This window comes from Enterovibrio norvegicus (genome assembly GCF_002876705.1).
GTDB classification, from domain to species: Bacteria; Pseudomonadota; Gammaproteobacteria; order Enterobacterales; family Vibrionaceae; genus Enterovibrio; species Enterovibrio norvegicus_B.
Genome location: NZ_MDAG01000001.1, coordinates 47,150 through 66,058, shown reverse-complemented (window position 1 = coordinate 66,058; position 18,909 = coordinate 47,150). Strand labels below are relative to the sequence as shown.

19 protein-coding genes are annotated in these 18,909 nt (G+C 47.4%); 12 read left to right on the top strand and 7 right to left on the bottom strand.

Annotated features, from left to right (window positions below; translation table 11 throughout):
- Window positions 1-25: 25 nt before the first annotated feature.
- Complete coding sequence (locus BCT27_RS00370) at window positions 26-391, bottom strand: hypothetical protein (protein WP_102394715.1); 366 nt, start codon at window positions 389-391, stop codon at window positions 26-28.
- 463 nt (window positions 392-854) lie between these two features.
- On the opposite strand from BCT27_RS00370, the gene BCT27_RS25555 reads away from it, so the two are divergent.
- The 4 genes from BCT27_RS25555 (at window position 855) to BCT27_RS00355 (ending at window position 5,025) form a co-directional block, all read left to right on the top strand.
- Window positions 855-1,022, top strand: a complete 168-nt coding sequence (locus BCT27_RS25555) for a hypothetical protein (RefSeq protein ID WP_017008686.1) — start codon at window positions 855-857, stop codon at window positions 1,020-1,022.
- A 208-nt stretch (window positions 1,023-1,230) separates the two neighbouring features.
- A complete protein-coding gene (locus BCT27_RS00365; protein WP_102394714.1) occupies window positions 1,231-1,641 on the top strand; it encodes a hypothetical protein in 411 nt (136 codons plus the stop codon).
- 86 nt (window positions 1,642-1,727) lie between these two features.
- Window positions 1,728-3,494 (top strand): GGDEF domain-containing protein, encoded by a 1,767-nt coding sequence (locus BCT27_RS00360; RefSeq protein ID WP_241908471.1) that lies wholly within the window; start codon window positions 1,728-1,730, stop codon window positions 3,492-3,494.
- A gap of 301 nt (window positions 3,495-3,795) precedes the next feature.
- A complete protein-coding gene (locus tag BCT27_RS00355; protein ID WP_102394712.1) occupies window positions 3,796-5,025 on the top strand; it encodes a glycosyltransferase family 4 protein in 1,230 nt (409 codons plus the stop codon).
- A gap of 17 nt (window positions 5,026-5,042) precedes the next feature.
- Here BCT27_RS00355 and BCT27_RS00350 read toward each other — a convergent pair whose 3' ends face one another.
- The 6 genes from BCT27_RS00350 to BCT27_RS00320 form a co-directional block, all read right to left on the bottom strand.
- On the bottom strand, window positions 5,043-5,741 hold the full coding sequence (locus tag BCT27_RS00350) for a UTRA domain-containing protein (protein ID WP_102394711.1): 699 nt from the start codon (window positions 5,739-5,741) through the stop codon (window positions 5,043-5,045).
- A gap of 237 nt (window positions 5,742-5,978) precedes the next feature.
- Window positions 5,979-6,293, bottom strand: a complete 315-nt coding sequence (locus BCT27_RS00345) for a hypothetical protein (protein WP_102316050.1) — start codon at window positions 6,291-6,293, stop codon at window positions 5,979-5,981.
- 280 nt (window positions 6,294-6,573) lie between these two features.
- Window positions 6,574-7,932 (bottom strand): sigma 54-interacting transcriptional regulator, encoded by a 1,359-nt coding sequence (locus tag BCT27_RS00340; RefSeq protein ID WP_102316049.1) that lies wholly within the window; start codon window positions 7,930-7,932, stop codon window positions 6,574-6,576.
- Window positions 7,933-8,680: 748 nt separating this feature from the next.
- Window positions 8,681-9,139 carry an NADAR family protein gene (locus tag BCT27_RS00330; RefSeq protein ID WP_102316048.1) on the bottom strand — a complete coding sequence of 153 codons (459 nt, stop codon included), beginning with the start codon at window positions 9,137-9,139 and terminating at the stop codon, window positions 8,681-8,683.
- An 87-nt stretch (window positions 9,140-9,226) separates the two neighbouring features.
- On the bottom strand, window positions 9,227-9,625 hold the full coding sequence (locus BCT27_RS00325; RefSeq protein WP_102316047.1) for a hypothetical protein: 399 nt from the start codon (window positions 9,623-9,625) through the stop codon (window positions 9,227-9,229).
- A gap of 165 nt (window positions 9,626-9,790) precedes the next feature.
- Window positions 9,791-10,219: a hypothetical protein gene (locus BCT27_RS00320; RefSeq protein WP_102316046.1), complete on the bottom strand. Its 429-nt coding sequence runs from the start codon at window positions 10,217-10,219 to the stop codon at window positions 9,791-9,793.
- Window positions 10,220-10,637: 418 nt separating this feature from the next.
- On the opposite strand from BCT27_RS00320, the gene BCT27_RS00315 reads away from it, so the two are divergent.
- The 8 genes from BCT27_RS00315 to gnd all read left to right on the top strand — a co-directional run bounded on the left by BCT27_RS00315 (window position 10,638) and on the right by gnd (window position 18,560).
- Window positions 10,638-11,162, top strand: coding sequence for a MerR family transcriptional regulator (locus BCT27_RS00315; protein ID WP_102392431.1), 525 nt, complete (start codon window positions 10,638-10,640; stop codon window positions 11,160-11,162).
- A 223-nt stretch (window positions 11,163-11,385) separates the two neighbouring features.
- Complete coding sequence (locus BCT27_RS00310) at window positions 11,386-11,985, top strand: pentapeptide repeat-containing protein (protein WP_102316043.1); 600 nt, start codon at window positions 11,386-11,388, stop codon at window positions 11,983-11,985.
- A 55-nt stretch (window positions 11,986-12,040) separates the two neighbouring features.
- Complete coding sequence (locus BCT27_RS00305; RefSeq protein ID WP_102394786.1) at window positions 12,041-12,637, top strand: DJ-1/PfpI family protein; 597 nt, start codon at window positions 12,041-12,043, stop codon at window positions 12,635-12,637.
- A gap of 160 nt (window positions 12,638-12,797) precedes the next feature.
- The gene (locus BCT27_RS00300) at window positions 12,798-13,193 is read left to right on the top strand and encodes a hypothetical protein (RefSeq protein ID WP_102316042.1); all 396 of its coding nucleotides are present in this window, start codon (window positions 12,798-12,800) and stop codon (window positions 13,191-13,193) included.
- 284 nt (window positions 13,194-13,477) lie between these two features.
- Entirely contained in the window at window positions 13,478-14,314 is an 837-nt protein-coding gene (locus BCT27_RS00295) for a calcium-binding protein (protein ID WP_102392432.1), read from the top strand.
- A gap of 550 nt (window positions 14,315-14,864) precedes the next feature.
- Window positions 14,865-16,364, top strand: a complete 1,500-nt coding sequence (gene zwf / locus BCT27_RS00290) for a glucose-6-phosphate dehydrogenase (protein ID WP_017008704.1) — start codon at window positions 14,865-14,867, stop codon at window positions 16,362-16,364.
- Window positions 16,361-17,101, top strand: a complete 741-nt coding sequence (gene pgl, locus BCT27_RS00285) for a 6-phosphogluconolactonase (RefSeq protein WP_102394710.1) — start codon at window positions 16,361-16,363, stop codon at window positions 17,099-17,101. Before zwf ends, pgl begins: the two co-directional genes overlap by 4 nt.
- 10 nt (window positions 17,102-17,111) lie before the next feature.
- Window positions 17,112-18,560, top strand: coding sequence for a decarboxylating NADP(+)-dependent phosphogluconate dehydrogenase (gnd, locus tag BCT27_RS00280; protein ID WP_102316039.1), 1,449 nt, complete (start codon window positions 17,112-17,114; stop codon window positions 18,558-18,560).
- Window positions 18,561-18,909 lie beyond the last annotated feature (349 nt).

Below are 18,909 nucleotides of genomic sequence, written 5' to 3'. Positions count from 1 at the left end.
TTGTTTATCTCTAAACCTTTTCAGTTTATCGCAGTGCGAGGCTGATATTAGGCGTGGAAAGCAACGCTTCAGACGTCACCTTATCCTGATAAGCCTTGTTCAGCGCACTCACCTCGACAACTGGCCCTAGCATTTTCACGCGCATCAATGCGCCATGAGAGCCTGATATTTCCGCAACTCGTCCTTCAGAGTAGTCACTCTGGTAAGGGAAGGTTTCAATCGCAAGGTGAAGAAGGTTTAACTCTTGTCGGCGAACAGAAAGGAAAGAACGCCACATCAACGCATCAAACACTTCGGCTGTGTTGTATGCCCGAATAACAAAACGCCACCCTCTATCTTCGCCATAAAAATCCAACGGAAACAATTTTCGGATTCGTTTTTTGATTTTCAAACTGGTATCTCTTATTTCCAACGGAAACTGGATGCACACACGATCTGAGTATAGAGACAGATTCAAAGCTCGCCATGAAACACACTTAAAATAACGTCTTGTTTTCATGCGTATCAATATTTCCAATTCCATAAATTTGGGTTTATCCGTCGAGTGAATTCGACGGCGATAACCTTCGACATATTATTAAAATTGGGAATAAGAACCAAAAATGATGCGTACGCTGGTCCAATTGATACACTGACAAATTAAAAGCACGGTATGTTGCTGGTCAGATATACTAAACAGATTGATACGACTCTGGTCTAACACTTTTCTCGCACGCGTGAGGCTTTCATTTTAATGCCTTAAAACCTTGAAGTTACAAACAAAAAGGCAGAGCCATCACAGCGACACGACATCAGCGTGCACATTAACACGACCCTCTATTTCGGGTCGGATTGACAGGGAAGCGGCATTCTACATGAAACTAAAGATATTCCGATGGATTATCGTTGTTGTACTCGTGATTGGTGCATTTGTACTCGGCATCGAGTTTCAAAAATTTACCGAACCTGACTCCTGCCTTGATATGGGTGGAGACAAAGGCATAGGCAGTCATCAAATATGCATCTCCACTGATCACGACTAATCCAAACTCGAAACAGTCGTGAAAGTCCAAGCCAAACATATGCCAACATAGGAATAACATTTACGTCGTAAATGCGTTTTATTTGCTCAAACGATACACATGACACGCTTTAAATGACTTTATAGACAAGATCTGCCTTAAAAATGCGGTAGACTTTAAAGACTGACTGTAAATTACTGAAAGAGTTGTCGGTACTTTGGAGTGAAAGATGGCTAAACCATTTCCCAGGGGAATGAGTCGTACATGCGGCAAACCGTTTGAATTTGACTTCTGGCATTGGCAAAGCGCAATGCAACCCGGATTACATCAGCGAAACGATCAATACCTATCTGATCGTCGTCGCACAAAACTTGATGTGAATGAGAGTGATCCCCAAGGCGCGCCTCAACGCCCCTCTTTTTTATCCAAACACACCTTAGAGTTAACACTCTACTCTTTCAGCGTTAGCGGACGCCTCACCCGTGTCATGGATCACGCAGTGACTCTTGCGCCAGTTTTTGCGAAAGCAACGCGACGCCAGCCTCAGTATGACCACCAACAGAACTCGAAAAAAGGAGTGGCGATGCTTACACAGCACCAAGCCGCCACTGCTCATTACGTTAAGAGCCTTGCATGCTGAAAAAGTTATTCAAGTTGCGTAGAAGCATACAAACACAACTGACAATTCTCGTGTTAGGCCTGAGCCTCATTTTTGCGGTGCTTTCAATGAGCGTTCAAGTAGGCATCAACTACTCGCACACGGTCGATTGGACAAAATCTTCGCTAGAGAAACGCATAGGCAGCACCATTTCAGTGCTCAACTATGCCATCAGTAAACAAGACCACGAACTCTTAAACCAACAGCTAAAAAGCCTAGCGGGCATGCCGTATGTGAAAAATGCACTTTTGGTCAGCAACACTGGCACACAGCGTTGGGCTTACCCAGAAGATGCACCGCTTGCTGAAGCCTATTTCTCTCGATATAGCATCAGTGATGGCACAAGGAACGCGGGCTTTATCGAAGTCTATTTAGATCTGAATGCCATCGAGTCTTCAGCCATCACAAGTGCCAGCTCAGTGGCCATGGTTTATCTGCTCGAAGCCTTCGTGATCGCACTGCTACTGCTGTTTATTGTTCAGCGCACCTTCACCAGCCGAATGAAAACGCTGGCAGAACACGTCGATAAAATAGACCTAACCAAAGTCGGTAAATTTGTTCTGCCTGACGCACTGATCAAATGTGAAGATGAGATCGGCCAAGTCTCTAATTCCGTGCAAGCACTGTATCAACGTGTTCGTGCCGACTTCATTGAGAAAAAGCTGGAAGAGCGCACACTGAGACAGCACAAAACCTTGCTGGCAGAAGAAGTGAATGCGAGGACGTTAGAGCTAGATTGGCAGAACAAAGCGAACAAACTGTTGGCAGACCTATCGTTACGTCTGCTCAAAGGCCATAAAACCGATGTTGAAAACGATGTGCAAGCAAGCATGTCACGCATGGCATCCCTGTTGGAAACAGACCACATCTTCTGGTTAGCCTTTGATTACAACAACGTGCAGTATCGCGCTTCATACCCAGAATTTAGTGATGAGCCAGACATCGATTTCACCGACATGTATAAGCTCAAGCGTTGGTTAATGGATGTGCGTGACACCGCGATCATTGACACCAACAACATGTCAGATCATGCCGTGACTGAACGTCAGTTCCTTGAAAGGGTTGGCATTCACAGTTTGGCCATGTTCCCCCTCACCGATGGACGTAAGAGTTTTGGCTTGCTCGTGGCGACCAACAATCATTGTTCACTGCGTTGGAATGAAAACAAAGACCTGCTGTTAAAACGTTTCGCTACCATGCTGAGTGAGCTAACGATTCGCGAGCGCGACCACGTTGCCATGACCGAGCTTCAAGAAGAGCTCATTCTCGCCAACGAAAGATTGCGTGTTGAAGCGGAAACTGACGAATTAACACGCCTTTTGAATCGTCGTCCTTTCCGTCGAATCATGAACACCGCCTTATATGATGCGGTCGATGAGAATGCGTCTATCACCATCATGATGATCGATATTGACCATTTTAAAGCGTACAACGACATTTATGGACACCTTCAAGGCGACCGAGTGTTAACGTATGTGGCGCGTGCAATGAACCAGGTGGCAACAGCAAGCAACGCCACGATTGCGCGATTTGGCGGCGAAGAGTTCGCCTTTCTTCTTCGGGATGCAGACCTTGAGCAATCAAAGAAAGTGGCGTGGCAACTTTGTCAGTCAGTGCGCGATTTAAGCATTTCGCACCAAGGCAGCAAAAACAGTGGAATCATCACGGTCAGTATTGGCGGTGTTATCTGCACCCCAGATGGTGAAACCCAACCGAATCAACTGCTAGAAACCGCGGACCAACGCCTCTATAAAGCCAAGCGCGCAGGTCGAAACCGCGCAGAAGTGAAAGTGCTCGATTTAGCCCCCCTTCCTTCAGAAGCGTTCGAATCTTAAGCTGAGCTTCTCTCATTACACATCAATAAAAGCGACGAGCTTCGTCGCTTTTTCGTTTTAAACATCCACTTCAAACCGCCACATTGTATCGAGATAATGCATGTCGGTATTTCCAAGAAAAAGGTCGGACTAACGACATCCTTCACGCTGAAAATGACGCGCCCTCTTTGACCGTTATTACTGCCCGCTCCCCGTATTTCACCCGCCTTAATTTTTGTCGGCTTGTCTCTTAAATCAGAAACTTCTCACTCCTCAGCTATGCGAGTATACGCATACGTTCTTAGAGAGTGTTGAGCAGAAGATGATAAACCGAACGGCCCCCTTACATATCTGTCATTTCGTCGATAATCTCGCCGACGCTGAACAGAACCGTCAGGTGTTTAATGTCATCGGCCAATTCAGCAGTGATGCGTATGAACATACTTTGGTGGTGCTAAAAAAACAGCCCGGGCTCAACGTGCGTTTTCCCCCCAACACCAGCTGCATTGAACTCAACCCAAAAGGCGTATTGAATTTCGGTGGGTTAAAAGAGTGTCGCCGCGTAATAGCGCTGCTGCGACCGGACATTTGCCATACTTATGGCGACAGCACCATGGCAATCCAATGGTTTGCTTATCAACACGCCACACCACTGCGCTTGCACACACAATTTACCAGCCCAAGCACATCGGAAGGGTTAGCCCATCTCATCGAACAGTGGCGTTACCGCTTACTCTCCCCTTCAACGCATTTTATTGTGACGACCTCTGACGAAAGCGAGCAATGGCTTCTTCAACATACTCAAGTAGAAGAAAACAAGGTAAAGCTGATCCGCTTCGGCATAGATAGCCAGCGCCTGTGTCCACCGCTGAGACAGCTCGAGGTCAATACAAAAGAACGCATGATTGGCACAGCGCCCGTACCGAGCGACAAGTTTGTCATTGGCACATCCATATGCGATGCAGAGCCACAGGACGTTGAACACTTTTTCGAAGCCTATGCGAAAGCGCGACAACGCGACGATGACTTCGCCGATCAGGCCATGTTGCTGGTGTCAGGAAACAGCCCACACTTACCTGCCTATCGCCAATGTATTGACCGGTTAGCACTGCCTGAAAACGCCATTCGCTTCTGCGGGCTGCTCACTGATAGCTACCAATTCAACATGCACGTTGATTGCTATGCCAGCTTACACCGCAAATACGTGTTTCCCTCGAAAACGTTAGAAGCTATGTCGATGGGGCTGCCGATTTTACTCGCGAACCAAGACGCTTACCCTCAGTACCAAGGCACAACTCGTCCTGTCCTCTCGTCGAGTGCAAAACAAGGAAAATACACCCACGACCGTTTACTTCAGCTGTTTACCAATGTCGCCCAGCGCCTGCAGCTAGGCCGCTTAGCCCGTTTGCACGTTCAACAGCACCATGATGAGAAAATTCACCAACAACGTTGTGAAGCGCTTTATGTGTTGGCATATGGGGATCAACTCGGGAAGGAAGCGCGACGATACAACCAAGAAAAACTATCAATGAAGTCCAATCGCGACGCGTGATGCGTTTGGGTATAGAGCTAAAAACCCGCCGACACATTCAACGCAACCGCGTTGTGTCGCCAATGCTCTAACACCACTTCTTGAACCACACCATCAATGTCCGTATGTGTTCGTGCAATTAACAAAGCGGGAGCACCTGCCGTTGCACGCAATGCTTGAGCAATGTCCTTGTCGAAAGACGTTGAAGAAACGCCATACGTACACTGCGCAAAACGCAGGTGGAAGGTGTTCGCGAAAATCACGGAGAGATCTTGAGAGAGGTCATGATCCAGTAAAGAGGGGGTGCTGTCAGCACGGACATAGTGAATGGCGTACATCACAGGGCGGCCATCAACCAAATGCGTTCGCTCGATATGGTGAATGTCAGAAAACGGTGGCAGCGCCATCTTCTCTGCCGCTTCTTTATTGGCCATCATGGTCTTGGAGACGACCACGTCCGTTGATGCTGATTTCCCTTGCGCCTGAGCCACTGCATGAATGTGATAGGCAGACATCAAATCAAGCTGTAACGGACGCTCGGCAATAAACCATCCACGGCGATCTTCACGGAAAATCACCCCTTCAGCTTCTAATAAAGAAAGCGCCTCACGCAGCGTTACACGCGTGGTTTTGAAAGATTCCGCGAGCTTTCGTTCAGAAGGCAGTTTCGTGCCCGCCGCCAGAAGGCCACTTTGGATTTGTTCAACAATGGTGTCTTTGATTTTAATGTACTGCAAAGCAAGCCTGCTCAGTCGTCCAGCATGCACACTGAACCATAAAAAGTCATGCGTAAAGCATACCTCAGCAAACAGAAGAAAACAGCTTTCGTCTCTCCAGAAATCAAACAGTTAATCGACCGACCATTCAGCCGAACATCACTGCATCATCAAGAACACTAATACATCATGAAAAACGGTAAGAAGAGCGTGTCAGCAATACTGACCGAAACAGTGCGAGGAACATGACGTGATAAATCAGCTCCAGTTCACGCCTGCTAATCGGATGATTTCCATACGTTCGAGTTCACGTAACAACTTTTGCGCATAATCAGGGGGGCACACAGAAAGCGCAGATAAGGCCGCGCCGAGAGGGAGGTTTTTTTCAAGAAGGGAGAGAAACACACTGGTTGCGCTATCGCACACTAACACGTCGCCTGTCATTGGGCTGAACAGCACCATTTGGTCGCCAGATTCATAGGAACATGCATCTAAAGTAAAATCATCTGCTAAGCACACATCAACATCTGCTTTTAGCACTAGATTGTTATCCACAAACTCGGACATTCTCATATCAACACCCCACCACTTTGCTGAGTTAAACCTATCCTTCCCAAATCACTCGCATTCCTTAGCGTTATACCCAACTAATCTGAGGATTCCGAATTCAGCGAGCAACTTCATGTTACTTGGGTATACATCATTAACTGTATAACCTGTGAGGGATTTTCCTTGTGAAATTTGGGGTTACTTTCACAATCGTCGCAGAGGTAAGACATGAGACACTTCAACGGATTTCCCATCGCTTGCAAACAAAACGCGAGCGATGGAAAATCACACACAAAATCATGTGTTAACGTTGAAGCGAGTACTTATCGATCAAGGTGTAGAGAGTAGGACGAGACACACCAAGCAAGTTGGCGGTTTGAGACATGTTCCCCTCAGCACGTAACAATGCACGAGAAACAGCATGACGCTCTGCCTCTTCACGTACTTGACGTAAGTTCAACGGCAAACCGCTGTCTTTCTTCTGTTCCTTGGTCAGCATAAGATCGGCAGTCGCAATCTTATTACCATCGGCCAAAATCACCGCGGATTTCACCTTGTTTTGAAGTTCTCTGACGTTCCCCGGCCAAGGGTGTTCGAGCAAGGCTTCAATCGCATCTTCTGTAAAGCCAAGAATGTTTCTGTTCATGCTGTGACTAAATTCATTCAGAAAAGTCTTTGCGAGGAGCATGATGTCATCCGGACGCTCCCGCAATGGAGGAATATGAATTGTCACTTCACCAATACGATAGAACAGATCTTCTCTAAAGCGCTTCTCCGCAACACGGCTGCCCATGTCTTGATAGGTCGCACTCACTATCTTCACATCTACAGGAATCGGTTGCTGGCCGCCAATGCGGTTCACCATCCTTTCTTGCATGAAACGAAGTAATTTAGATTGGAGTGCTAGAGGCATATCTCCGATTTCATCAAGAAATAACGTTCCCCCTTCTGCCGCTTCAATCTTACCTACCGTGACACGGTAGCCTTCAGACGCAGAACCACTTTCTGTACCAAACAACTCAGCTTCTAACAGATGATCAGGCACTGAAGCACAATTAATCGCAATGAAAGGTGCCTCTCTTCGCGGACCTTTGTCATGCGTAGCCCGTGCCAGAAGTCCCTTGCCTGTTCCGCTTTCGCCCACAATGAGCGTATTAACGTCAGTCAATGCAACACGATCGACCATGCGCATTAGCTGCAACACTTGCGAGCTATTGCCAACAAACTGGTCTTCACGTTTTTCCTGTTTACTGAGTCGAGCAAGATCCTTTTCAACTTTGGCAACATGCGCAGCACGCTTCACCACCAGCTTAAGTAAAGGATCGTTCAGCTCGCGCCCCACCACATCAAATGCACCCAACTCGAAAGCCGGTTGCACCGTTTGTGTATTTTCATTACCCACTAAAGCGAGAATCTTATTTTTCTTATCCAGCGCGAGAATATCGCTAACAAGCGTCAGGTCAGCCATGACCAAATCGCCCATCACAATCACATGCGGTTGATGATGTCTAAGTGCCGAAATGGCATCAGAACGGCTCGATGTAACAACCGTTCCCATGTCTTCAAGTAATCTTCCCAGACGCCGTAAGTTCTCTGGATCGTCCTCAATAATGAGTAATGTTTGTTGAAGTGATGATGCATCGCTTCTAATAGTATCAACCATGTATCCCCCTTAATGGGCTTTAACACCTGTGTTGAAACCGCTCAAGGCCTACTGCGCAAGGGCAAATCATTGCCCTTAGGAATCGAAGTCAACACAAATCCATTCGTTCGTGTTAGATGCCTTATTTAGCGTGCAATCTCGATAGTAATCATTCGCGCCGCGCACAAACACACACGCAACGCGCAGTACAAGCCAAAACGTCAAAGCCTTCGCATTGAGCCGTTTGCCCTGTTTCGACCTCTATCAAGATGTTGAAGTCACAAGTGATCAAAATATACAGGCAAGTTTTTAGGGTTTACTGCTTCACATCATTCAGTTAGAACCTCAAAATCTTGCTTGTCCCACCTGCCATTGCACTGACTTTTCTTGCCTATTGACGGTTTACCATTTAGCAATAGTGAAAACGATAACTCTATTGCTAACGCAACCGTCTCTACATTACTTGGCAGCACTACTTATAGAAGCCGAGTTGATTGACAACATGACGGGCAATCATGTCGTCGAAGTCGAAAGCGTGGAAAATCAAAACGATTGGAGATGTGCACTCAGCACATGCCCAGTATTTTCCAGCATTACATTTATGGTTTCACAATAGCAGTGGAGAGAGTTGAAGGCTGATCAACAGAAGGGAATAACACTGAATTCTTATTTTGTAGGCACATTCTCCGTTTCTAAAAGTCAAAAACCCATACAGAGCGCATAATATTTCCAACACACCGTACGCATTACTCTACATAAACCCCAGATTTTACAATGATAAAACGCCTTGCGTTGTCGCCAACTTTTCACGAACGTCCATCAAAATTTGCCCAAGTTTATTCTCACCGACACCGTCACGATCGATGCCCCAAAATGCATCACAGGGAGAACATTCCGCAAGAAAGCGATCCTTCGTTGCCAAAAGTTGCTGCTTCAAGTCATCGTGTTGCTCAAATTTTTTCATCACGACCAGGCGCATCACATCCACACGAATGTCCATCCATTCCTCGCACACCGCATCCGCATATTGGCGGCTCAACCGGAAAGCATCGTCGGGGGTGGGGGCTTGCTGAATCACGTTGCGAATATCTTGGCATTCGAATTTCTGCGCATGGTAATAATGCTCAGAGCACAGCCACGTTTGACCATCAATAAGCAAGGGGGCGAGATAAAAATTTGAAAGGAAACCAAACGGGTCGTCGGGTTCATAGAAGTAGATTGTCGACATGTGTACCACCTAAGTCATTGGAACTTTCAGCGTTAATGATAGACAACACAAAGGCAAAAGCGATGTGGCACATTCTAACGTGTGACGTTAAGGCTTTTTATGGCATTCGTAGAGCTGTTCAATGGAGTAATCAAAAAGCGGCTTAATTTTCGATTTCGCTTCCGAAATCGACACTTCTTCAAAGGGAGTATTGATCGTTTTCTTTCCAAAAATACCAAGAAAGCCCTTATCTAGCACCAACCAGAAACACAACAAGCCTTTATCTGGCTCTGTTGGCACCAATTGAAAACACGCGTACTTATCGTCTTCATCCCCGACAGTGAAAAACAACCCACCGCCTTCTCCATGCTCTTCAAACAACGCGACTTCTTCACGCCACGGATACTTATCAATCAAATCTACCGCATCGTGATAATGCGATGTTTGCACTTCAACGTGCTGCATTTCAGGGTGTTCACCACGGAAGGAATAGAAAACATTGACCATATCTGCCCCTAAACGACGAAACCTATGTTTCCAAACGCGACGCGATAACAGCGCCGTTTTAAAATTGTGTAGACAGTGACAATGTAAACGATATGTTAATTACTGGCGACTGCAGACACGAACCATTCGTATCAAGTCTCGAAATTGCAAAAAGATTAAAGGTTATCAGACAGATACACGAGACATTGACCAATGTCCATTGCACGCGGCATTACTCACTCCCCACTCTCCCTTCAACGCATCATGGCTCGCGCTCCCTGAAAAGTGATAGCCCCATTGTGCGCTGTCGCTGTAGATTTCTAGCTCGCCAGCTTCCGAGATCCAGCCTTTTAGGGTCGAATTGTCATGCGAAATTTGGAAAGACACGAAGCCATTGCGAATCGTGCCTAAAACCTCTGAGGCTGGGCACTTGCGCTGGCCATTTTCATCGACATGCTTTCCTTCCCATGTTCCATCAAAACTTGTCGTCGGCGTGAAAGATGGCGCGATAGGCAGCGCAACCTGAAAAGCTGTTGCTGGCAGTGCCGAACGGGCAGACTCAAAGTACAAGCTGATAAAAAACAATCCAATGAGCGTATAAAAGAACGTATACATTAAGCTAGCAATCCCTTTTCCCTGAAAGGTATATCCAAACAACTGCAAAGCAGCAATATCTTTGCTTTGTGATGAACGGCTCTTTTCGTCACGGCCGCCATTATAGGTACAGTGTATTTTAAAATCAAATTTGGATACTAATCGCACAACCAATAAAACATTACACTTTCATATGGAAAAATTTAAAACAAGCGATCGCCCTCTTTATGTCGAGGAAACATGAAGATGTGAGCTTTCAGATTGCATTGTGTAAATATGATCCCTCGTGGAACCACACATCGACAAAAAACCAAGAAAACGCTTAACTCCGTGTTGACCTGTCTATGAGTATCGGGTTGAGACTCCAGTTTTAGAGAGAGAAGAGAACAGTGTTCCTGTTTTGAGGAATGATGCGAACGTTCAAAGGACAAAGGCAACGATGCAAACGATCAGTCAATTGGCAAAACAACACCGAGTATCTCGTACCACCATCTTGTATTACGAACGTGAAGGGCTTCTTAACCCCTCTTACCGTGCGGAAAACGGGTATCGATGGTACGGAGAGAATGAAGCCAAACGCTTATCCGCTATCTTGGCGTATCGGTCTTACGGTGTACCTATTAACAAGATCGCGCCTCTTCTCGATCGGGAAGATGACATGACGCAAGAACATATTCTGCGAGACCAATTCAACGCCTTGGAAAACGAAATCCAACGGTTACGTCAGCAGCAAAAAGCCATTGTCATCTTGTTAGAGCAACCAAGATTACTGGAGCAAAACATGGTAACCAAAGAACGCTGGGTAGACATTATGGTCGCTGCAGGCATGCGCGAGGAAGACATGATGAACTGGCACAAGCAATTCGAAAAGATGGAGCCCGATGCGCACCAAGAGTTTCTTGAATCGCTAAACATCGACGAAGAAGAAATTACCAGGATCCGCACTTGGTCAAAAGAAGCGTAACGGCATCACCTAGCGCAGACACGTACATTAAACGGCCATCATGGCCGTTTTTTTGCTTCTACGTTGCTCAGAGAAAAAGGCGCTATTCAACATTCTCGCGCGTTTTTTCCCAAAAAAGAGTGTGTCGTTACAGCCTGCTCATCACCGCCCATAAATCCCTAGACACACCGTTATCTTGCGTTTTAAATACCCTTCTTGTTTGCGGATATCTTCTGAGGGAACCGTGCAAACCATCGAAAGCAATAACGAGTATTACAACGAAACGTTCAACAAGCTTGAACTCAACGATGAAACCTTCATGCAGTGTGAGTTTGAAGAATGTGAATTCATCGATTGCCACTTTTCATCCGCTGAGTTTCGCAGCAGCAAATTCATCAACTGCACCTTCACCCGCTGCAACTTAAGCTTGTTAAACATCCCTTTTTCTAAATTTAACGAGGTGGTGTTTAACGCCTGTAAAATGGTAGGCATTGATTGGACAAGGGCAGAATGGCCAACGTACCGCGTTGATGCCGAGCTGACATTCACCCAATGTATTCTGACCGACGCCTCCTTTTTTGGCCTTACCCTGCATGCACTCACACTGTCTGAATGCAAACTGCACGACGTCGATTTCCGTGATGGCGATTTTACCGAATCTACCCTGACCTACTGCGATTTTGACCGCGCTCAGTTCATGCGCACAAATCTACAAAACGTGGATTTCACCGAATCCACCAATGTGTTTTTGAATGTATTGGAAAATCGTGTGACGGGTGCAAAATTCTCTCGCTACGAAGCGTTAAACTTACTCGAAAGTCTAGGGGTTGAATTGGTCGACTAGATCGAATGATGAATTCGATGCGTTGAACGACCACATTATGCACGAGGGCAGCATCATGGACATTGCCATTCTCACGTTTGAAGGTTTCAATGAAATGGACGCCTTCGTCGCGCTCAGTATGCTTAATCGCATGAAATCATTTGGCTGGCGTGTTCACCTTTGCAGCCCAAATGATCATGTCACCTCAATGAACGGTGTCACAGTGAGAACTCAACAGCCACTCGAATTTGCGAACAGTGCAGATGCTGTGTTGGTTGGCAGTGGAAAAGCATCACGAGACATCGCCAGCAACATCGATGTATTACACCGTATTGCGCTTAATCCGAAAAAGCAGTGTATTGGTAGCCAATGCTCAGGCGCTTTAATTCTGTCTTCGCTAGGGTTCTTTCAGCATTCACCTGCCTGTACTGACGCCACCACCAAGTCCTTGCTCATAGAGTCAGGGGCAACCGTGCTCGATCAAGCGTTTTATGCCCAAGGTAACCTCGCTTCAGCCGGGGGATGTCTGTCTTCTCACTATCTCGCGGCGTGGGTTGTTGCTAAATTGGCCGGCCTGGAACACGCAAAACGTGTGGTCGATTACGTCGCCCCCGTCGGTGAAAAGGAAGAAACAGTCGACCGTTGTATCAAGGTCATTGAGCCCTATCTTTAATTGAATAAAAACCCAATCAGTAAGCCAACAATCTTGCCAGTTCTTTCATGCGGATCTCTTTGCTGCAACAGAGAAAAAGAACCAAACAGTGTTACGCTTTTAATCATGCGCAACGCGTATTTTCTTTGCCTTTTTTCTCTACACACTATCGAGATATTTTATGCGAACTCATCGTCTTTCATCTGCGCGTTTGTTTTACACCCTTCGCTGCTTAACCCTGGCTGTGCTTTTTGTGCCGGCCATTTCACACGCCACCATCTCTCCAGCACTCATGACCGAGTTAGACAATATGTGTGGAAAAATGAAAGTCTGTGTATCAGAGATGTTCGGTGAGCAAGCGCAAAACGAGCAAATGAAAGCCATGGTGAATGGCATTGCGGATCAAGCCTGTGAGCAAACAAAAATTGAAATGCGCGATATTCCAGACGATCCTGCCGTTCAAAAAGCGGCCGTCGCCTGCATGCGAAGCGTCAATACGCTTTCTTGCAACCAGTTGACGGAAGATTTTGAAACCCCAGAATGCAAGCAGCTAGAAAAGTTTGACCTAGTACCTTAACGCAAGGCGCTATAACCAGAATGCAATGCACCAATACGTCGCCTTTTAACGTGCGGCGTATTGTTTTCCCTACCACACCTCACCCCGTCAAAATGTGAATAACCACTCACCTTTAACACCTTGCACCACAAGGGATATGCTCAAACTTAACACATGCGTCTCATCGATTTATTTATGGTGATATCTCAACTAAACGACACAACAAAAGTATCCAAATACCATAAATTAAATCAGCAACATCAAATAATAGGACGTTTAGTTGGCAGGGTTACAAGGAGAGAAACATGACGACGATGACCGATATTGAGTTTGATTATATCGAGGTCGGCACAACAGGAGATGACCAAATCTCCGGCATGCAAGGTGACGATTTACTTAACGGCGACAGCGGCGACGACACATTGATTGGCTTTGGCGGCAATGATTTGCTGATGGGGGATGATTTTCGGTTAGATGAATACCTCTCCGATCAAGAAATCTTTGCGCCTGGCGATGAAGCGGAAGACTACCTCGCCATCTTATACACCGCATGGCAATCTTCAGATGTCACCTCCCTTGAAGATTACGCCCCATACATTCATGACTTTTTGTTTGGCGACATTCAATTCCCACTGTCATTGTTTGAAGGCGACGGTGGCGATCGCATCATCGGTGGTGCAGGTAACGATGTCATCTACGGCGGTGGCGGTGACGATTACATTGGTGGAGGCTCGGGCAATGACGTCATGATTGGTGTTGCGGGCAACAATGACATGCTAGGCGGCACCGGCGATGACCTTGTTATTGGTGGAATCGGCAATGATCGTCTGTTCGGCAACGACGGTAATGACACCCTCGTGGGCACCACGGGTAACGATTTCTACATTGGCGGAGAAGGCAACGACTTCTTTGTTTTCTACGAGCAATTCCCGTCCGAATCGAGCCATGATCGCGTAGTGGATTACACACAAGGTGAAGACACCATCGTGCTGCTATACACAGGTGATGAGTTTGAAGACCTCAGCCTCACGCAAGTCGGGGCAACCGTGGTATTGGAACTGTCACAAACAAACACAGTGACGTTCAACAACACCCAGCTTTCAGACCTTACTGAAGATGATTTCATGTTCAGCTATGGCTAATTGCTCAAAACCAAAATGAGCAACATCCTGATCTTCCAAAAGGCGCATCTAGCGCCTTTTTTCATTCCTCTCTCAAGCTCAAGTCTCAGCCCAAGCCGGGTCGAATACCAGTTTTACTGCAACTCCCCCCTTACTTTCAGTCTCCTATACGTGTCGGTTTCCTAAAATTTGTCTTTGGAAAACGACAGATTTTCGAAGCAACTTCATATAAAATCCCCGCGGCGGCGTGATGAAAACGCTTTCACAGCGAATTCATGCCCTCTTACTTTCGTATCGAACGTCATATGCCAACGTTCTTGTTCGCACACTTTTCTCGCAGCGTTTGTGCAGGAAAGATGCAGAATGATGAAATAGCATTCACGTTGAAAGCAAGAAGGGTGTCGGGCGCTCTATAGTTCTATGTAAGGGTTGTGTCATCACAATTAGAACGGGGTTCTGCCTATCACTTTGATAGGTAAAACCGACTATCACTTTTTTCCTTAGTGTTTATAGTTTTAGCACTAAAAAATGAATGACTTGTCTGACGGACTCAGGCAAGTGGGATAGCATTATGGTTAAGCCTGAAAATAATTGTATCGTCATCTTTGGGGCCTCGGGCGATTTGACTCACCGCAAATTGATTCCCGCCTTCTATCATCTTTATGCCAATGGATTGCTCTCAGAAGAGTTTGCCATTTTAGGCGTTAGCCGCACGCACTACTCCGATGCGGACTTCCAGCAAAAGCTTAAAGAATCGCTCACCGCGAACGAGAAAGTCGATCAAGACGTATTGAACGCCTTCTTGGAACGCGTACATTACCAAGCGATCGATACCTCAAACGTCGATGACTACGCCACGCTGAAAACGCGTTTGGCCGACATCGAAGTACAATACAAAACCGGTGGCAACACCACGTTTTACTTGGCAACACCGCCAAGTCTATACAGCATCATTCCAAGCAGCCTGGCTGCGCACGGTTTGAACACCGAAGACAACGGTTGGAAACGACTGATTGTAGAAAAGCCTTTCGGTTATGACCTTGCCACTGCTGAAGAGCTTGATAAAAACCTCCACGATTGCTTCCTTGAACACCAGATCTACCGCATTGACCACTACCTTGGTAAAGAGACCGTCCAGAACCTGTTGGTTTTCCGTTTTGCTAACGGCATGTTTGAACCGCTTTGGAACCGCAACTTCATCGATTACGTTGAAATCACTGCGGCAGAATTCCTCGGTGTAGAAGAACGTGGCGGTTATTACGATGGCGCGGGCGCAGTGCGTGACATGTTCCAAAACCACCTACTGCAAGTGCTTGCTATGGTCGGCATGGAACCGCCAGCGGTTATCAATGCAGATTCCATGCGTAACGAAGTGGTAAAAGTGCTGAATAGCCTACAACCACTGACCGAAGAAAAGTTGCAGAAGAATCTGGTATTGGGACAATACACAGAATCTGACGTTCGTGGCGAACACCTAAAAGGTTACCGCCAAGAGAACGGCGTGGCAGACGATTCACGCACCGAAACTTACGTTGGTTTGAAGATGTTTATCGACAACTGGCGTTGGAACGGCGTGCCGTTTTACGTGCGCACCGGTAAACGTTTGCCAACCCGCGTGACCGAAGTGGTGATTCACTTCCAGAAAACGCCGCACCCAGTGTTTGGCGCGAATGCCCCTGAGAACAAGTTGATTATTCGTATTCAACCTGACGAAGGCATTCAAATGAGCTTTGGTTTGAAAGAACCGGGCGCAGGCTTTAAAGCCAAAGAAGTGTCCATGGACTTCCATTACGACACGCTTGAAGAAACGCAAATGCTAACGGCTTACGAGCGCCTATTGCTCGATTCAATGAAAGGCGATGCCACATTGTTTGCCCGCACTGATGCCGTGAGAGCGTGTTGGGAGTTTGTACAACCGATTTTGGAATACAAGGAAAACCCAGAGCACCTATACGGCTATGCCGCAGGGACATGGGGGCCAAAAGAAGCCGACGAACTGCTTGATGAAGAAGATCGTTCATGGCGCTTCCCTTGTAAAAACCTAGCAAGCACGGATTATTGCGAACTATGAGTAACATGAATTACCGCGTATTTGACGACAGCCAACAGGTCGTCGAAGCGTTAGCAAAAAGCCTGCTGGAATACAGCGAAATGCAACGCCCTGTGCACATTTCCCTGTCTGGCGGCAGCACGCCATCACAGCTTTTCAGCTACTTGGCAGCGTCTGATTACGCCACCAGTATTCAGTGGCAAAACTTGCACTTCTGGTGGGGCGACGAACGTTGCGTGGCACCAGAAGACGAGCAAAGCAACTACGGCCAAGCCAAAGGCCTATTGTTTGATCACATCCAAATCCCAGCCGAGAACATTCACCGCATTCGTGGTGAAGATTTCGCAGCTGCCGAAGTCATTCGCTTTACGGAAGAAATGTTCGACACCATTCCGAACGCTGAAGGTTCACTGGATCAAGAAGGCGTGCCTGCTTTCGATTGGATCATGCTTGGCATGGGCACAGATGGCCACACCGCCTCGTTGTTCCCTGGCAAAACAGATTACAAAACCACAGAGATCGCGACCATCGCGTCACACCCAGAGAGCCATCAGCTCCGTGTGTCGAAAACCGCGCACCTTTTGGAAAACGCAAAACGCATCACCTACTTGGTGTTAGGCGCAAGCAAAGCAGCCGTCCTAAAAGAGATTGCTGAAAGCGCGCCTGCGGCAGAGGCCTACCCTGCTGCACATGTTCGCTCAAAAGCGGGCACAACCGAGTGGTATTTAGATTCAGACGCAGCGAAAGAGCTGGCCTAAGGAGAAATAAATGAAAGCCGATATTGCAGTAATTGGACTGGCCGTGATGGGTCAAAACCTGATCCTGAACATGAACGACCACGGATTCAAAGTCGTTGCCTTTAACCGTACTGTTGCCAAAGTGGACGAGTTCCTTGAAGGCCCAGCAAAAGGCACCAACATTGTGGGTGCAACCTCGCTAGAAGACATGGTAAGCAAGCTTGAAACACCACGTAAAGTGATGCTGATGGTTCGCGCTGGCGATGTTGTCGATCAGTTCATCAACGCACTTGTGCCGCTGCTAGACGAAGGCGACATCATCATTGATGGCGGTAACACCAACTACCCAGACACCAACCGCCGCGTTGCAGAGCTACGCGAAAAAGGCATCCACTTCGTGGGTACGGGCGTTTCTGGTGGTGAAGAAGGCGCACGTTTCGGACCTTCTATCATGCCGGGCGGCAGCCCAGAAGCTTGGCCGTTCGTGAAGCCTATCTTCCAAGCAATCGCAGCGAAAACTGACGATGGCGAAGCATGTTGTGATTGGGTTGGCCGTGAAGGTGCAGGCCACTTTGTGAAAATGGTTCATAACGGTATCGAATACGGCGACATGCAGCTGATCAGCGAAGCCTACCACTTCATGAAAGAAGGCCTAGGTATGTCGCATGATGAAATGCAAGCGACCTTCGCTGAGTGGAACAACACTGAGCTAAACAGCTACCTGATCGAAATCTCTGCTGACATTTTGGGTTACCGCGACGAAGACGGTGAACCACTGGTTGAGAAAATCATGGATGCAGCGGGCCAAAAAGGCACCGGCAAATGGACAGGCATCAACGCACTTGATCTGGGCATTCCATTGACCCTGATCACCGAGTCAGTGTTCGCTCGCGTATTGTCTTCAATGAAAGACCAACGTGTTGAAGCGGCACAGCTATTCGACAACCCAATTCAGCCGGTTGAAGGCGACAAGTCAGAGTGGCTAGAAGCCCTACGCCAAGCGTTGCTTGCATCTAAAATCATCTCTTACGCGCAAGGCTTCATGCTGATCCGCGAAGCGTCTGAAGCCAACAAATGGGAATTGAACTACGGCAACGTGGCGCTCATGTGGCGTGGCGGTTGTATCATCCGTAGCGCATTCCTTGGCAACATCCGTGATGCGTTTGAAGCGAACCCAGAACTGCCGTTCCTTGGCACTGATGCGTACTTCAAAGACATCCTACAAGGCAGCCTGCCAGCATGGCGTAAAGTGGTGGCGAAGTCGTTCGAAAGCGGCCTACCAATGCCATGTATGTCATCTGCACTGACCTTCCTGAACGGTTACACCACCGCTCGCCTTCCAGCGAACATGATTCAGGCACAACGTGACTACTTCGGCGCGCACACTTACGAGCGCACGGACAAAGCACGTGGCGAGTTCTTCCACACTAACTGGACTGGCACAGGCGGCAACATCTCGTCTACCACCTACGACGTGTAAGCACCGCATGCAAATCGCCTTTTAAGCAAGGCGAAAAAACACCCAAGGGCAGGATGAGAATCCTGCCCTTTTTTGTGCCTGACGCTAACAGAAAAAAGTTGAACAAAAGTCACACAATCACTTGCAATCCCTAAGCCATTGAAGCCATCGATTTCGTGGGAGTTATGCACAGAAATTGGGGATAAGGTTGGGGGGAAGCTGAGTGAGATAACGCTGTGAATAGCGCTTTTAGAGGAACAGTGCTGTCAGAGCCTGTTCAGCGACGTTCCGCAACGCGCCAAAACACGCAATGCGCCCTGCAAAACGTATCTTTCAGCCCTCTCCTACTTACTCAAAAAACACCAATCGC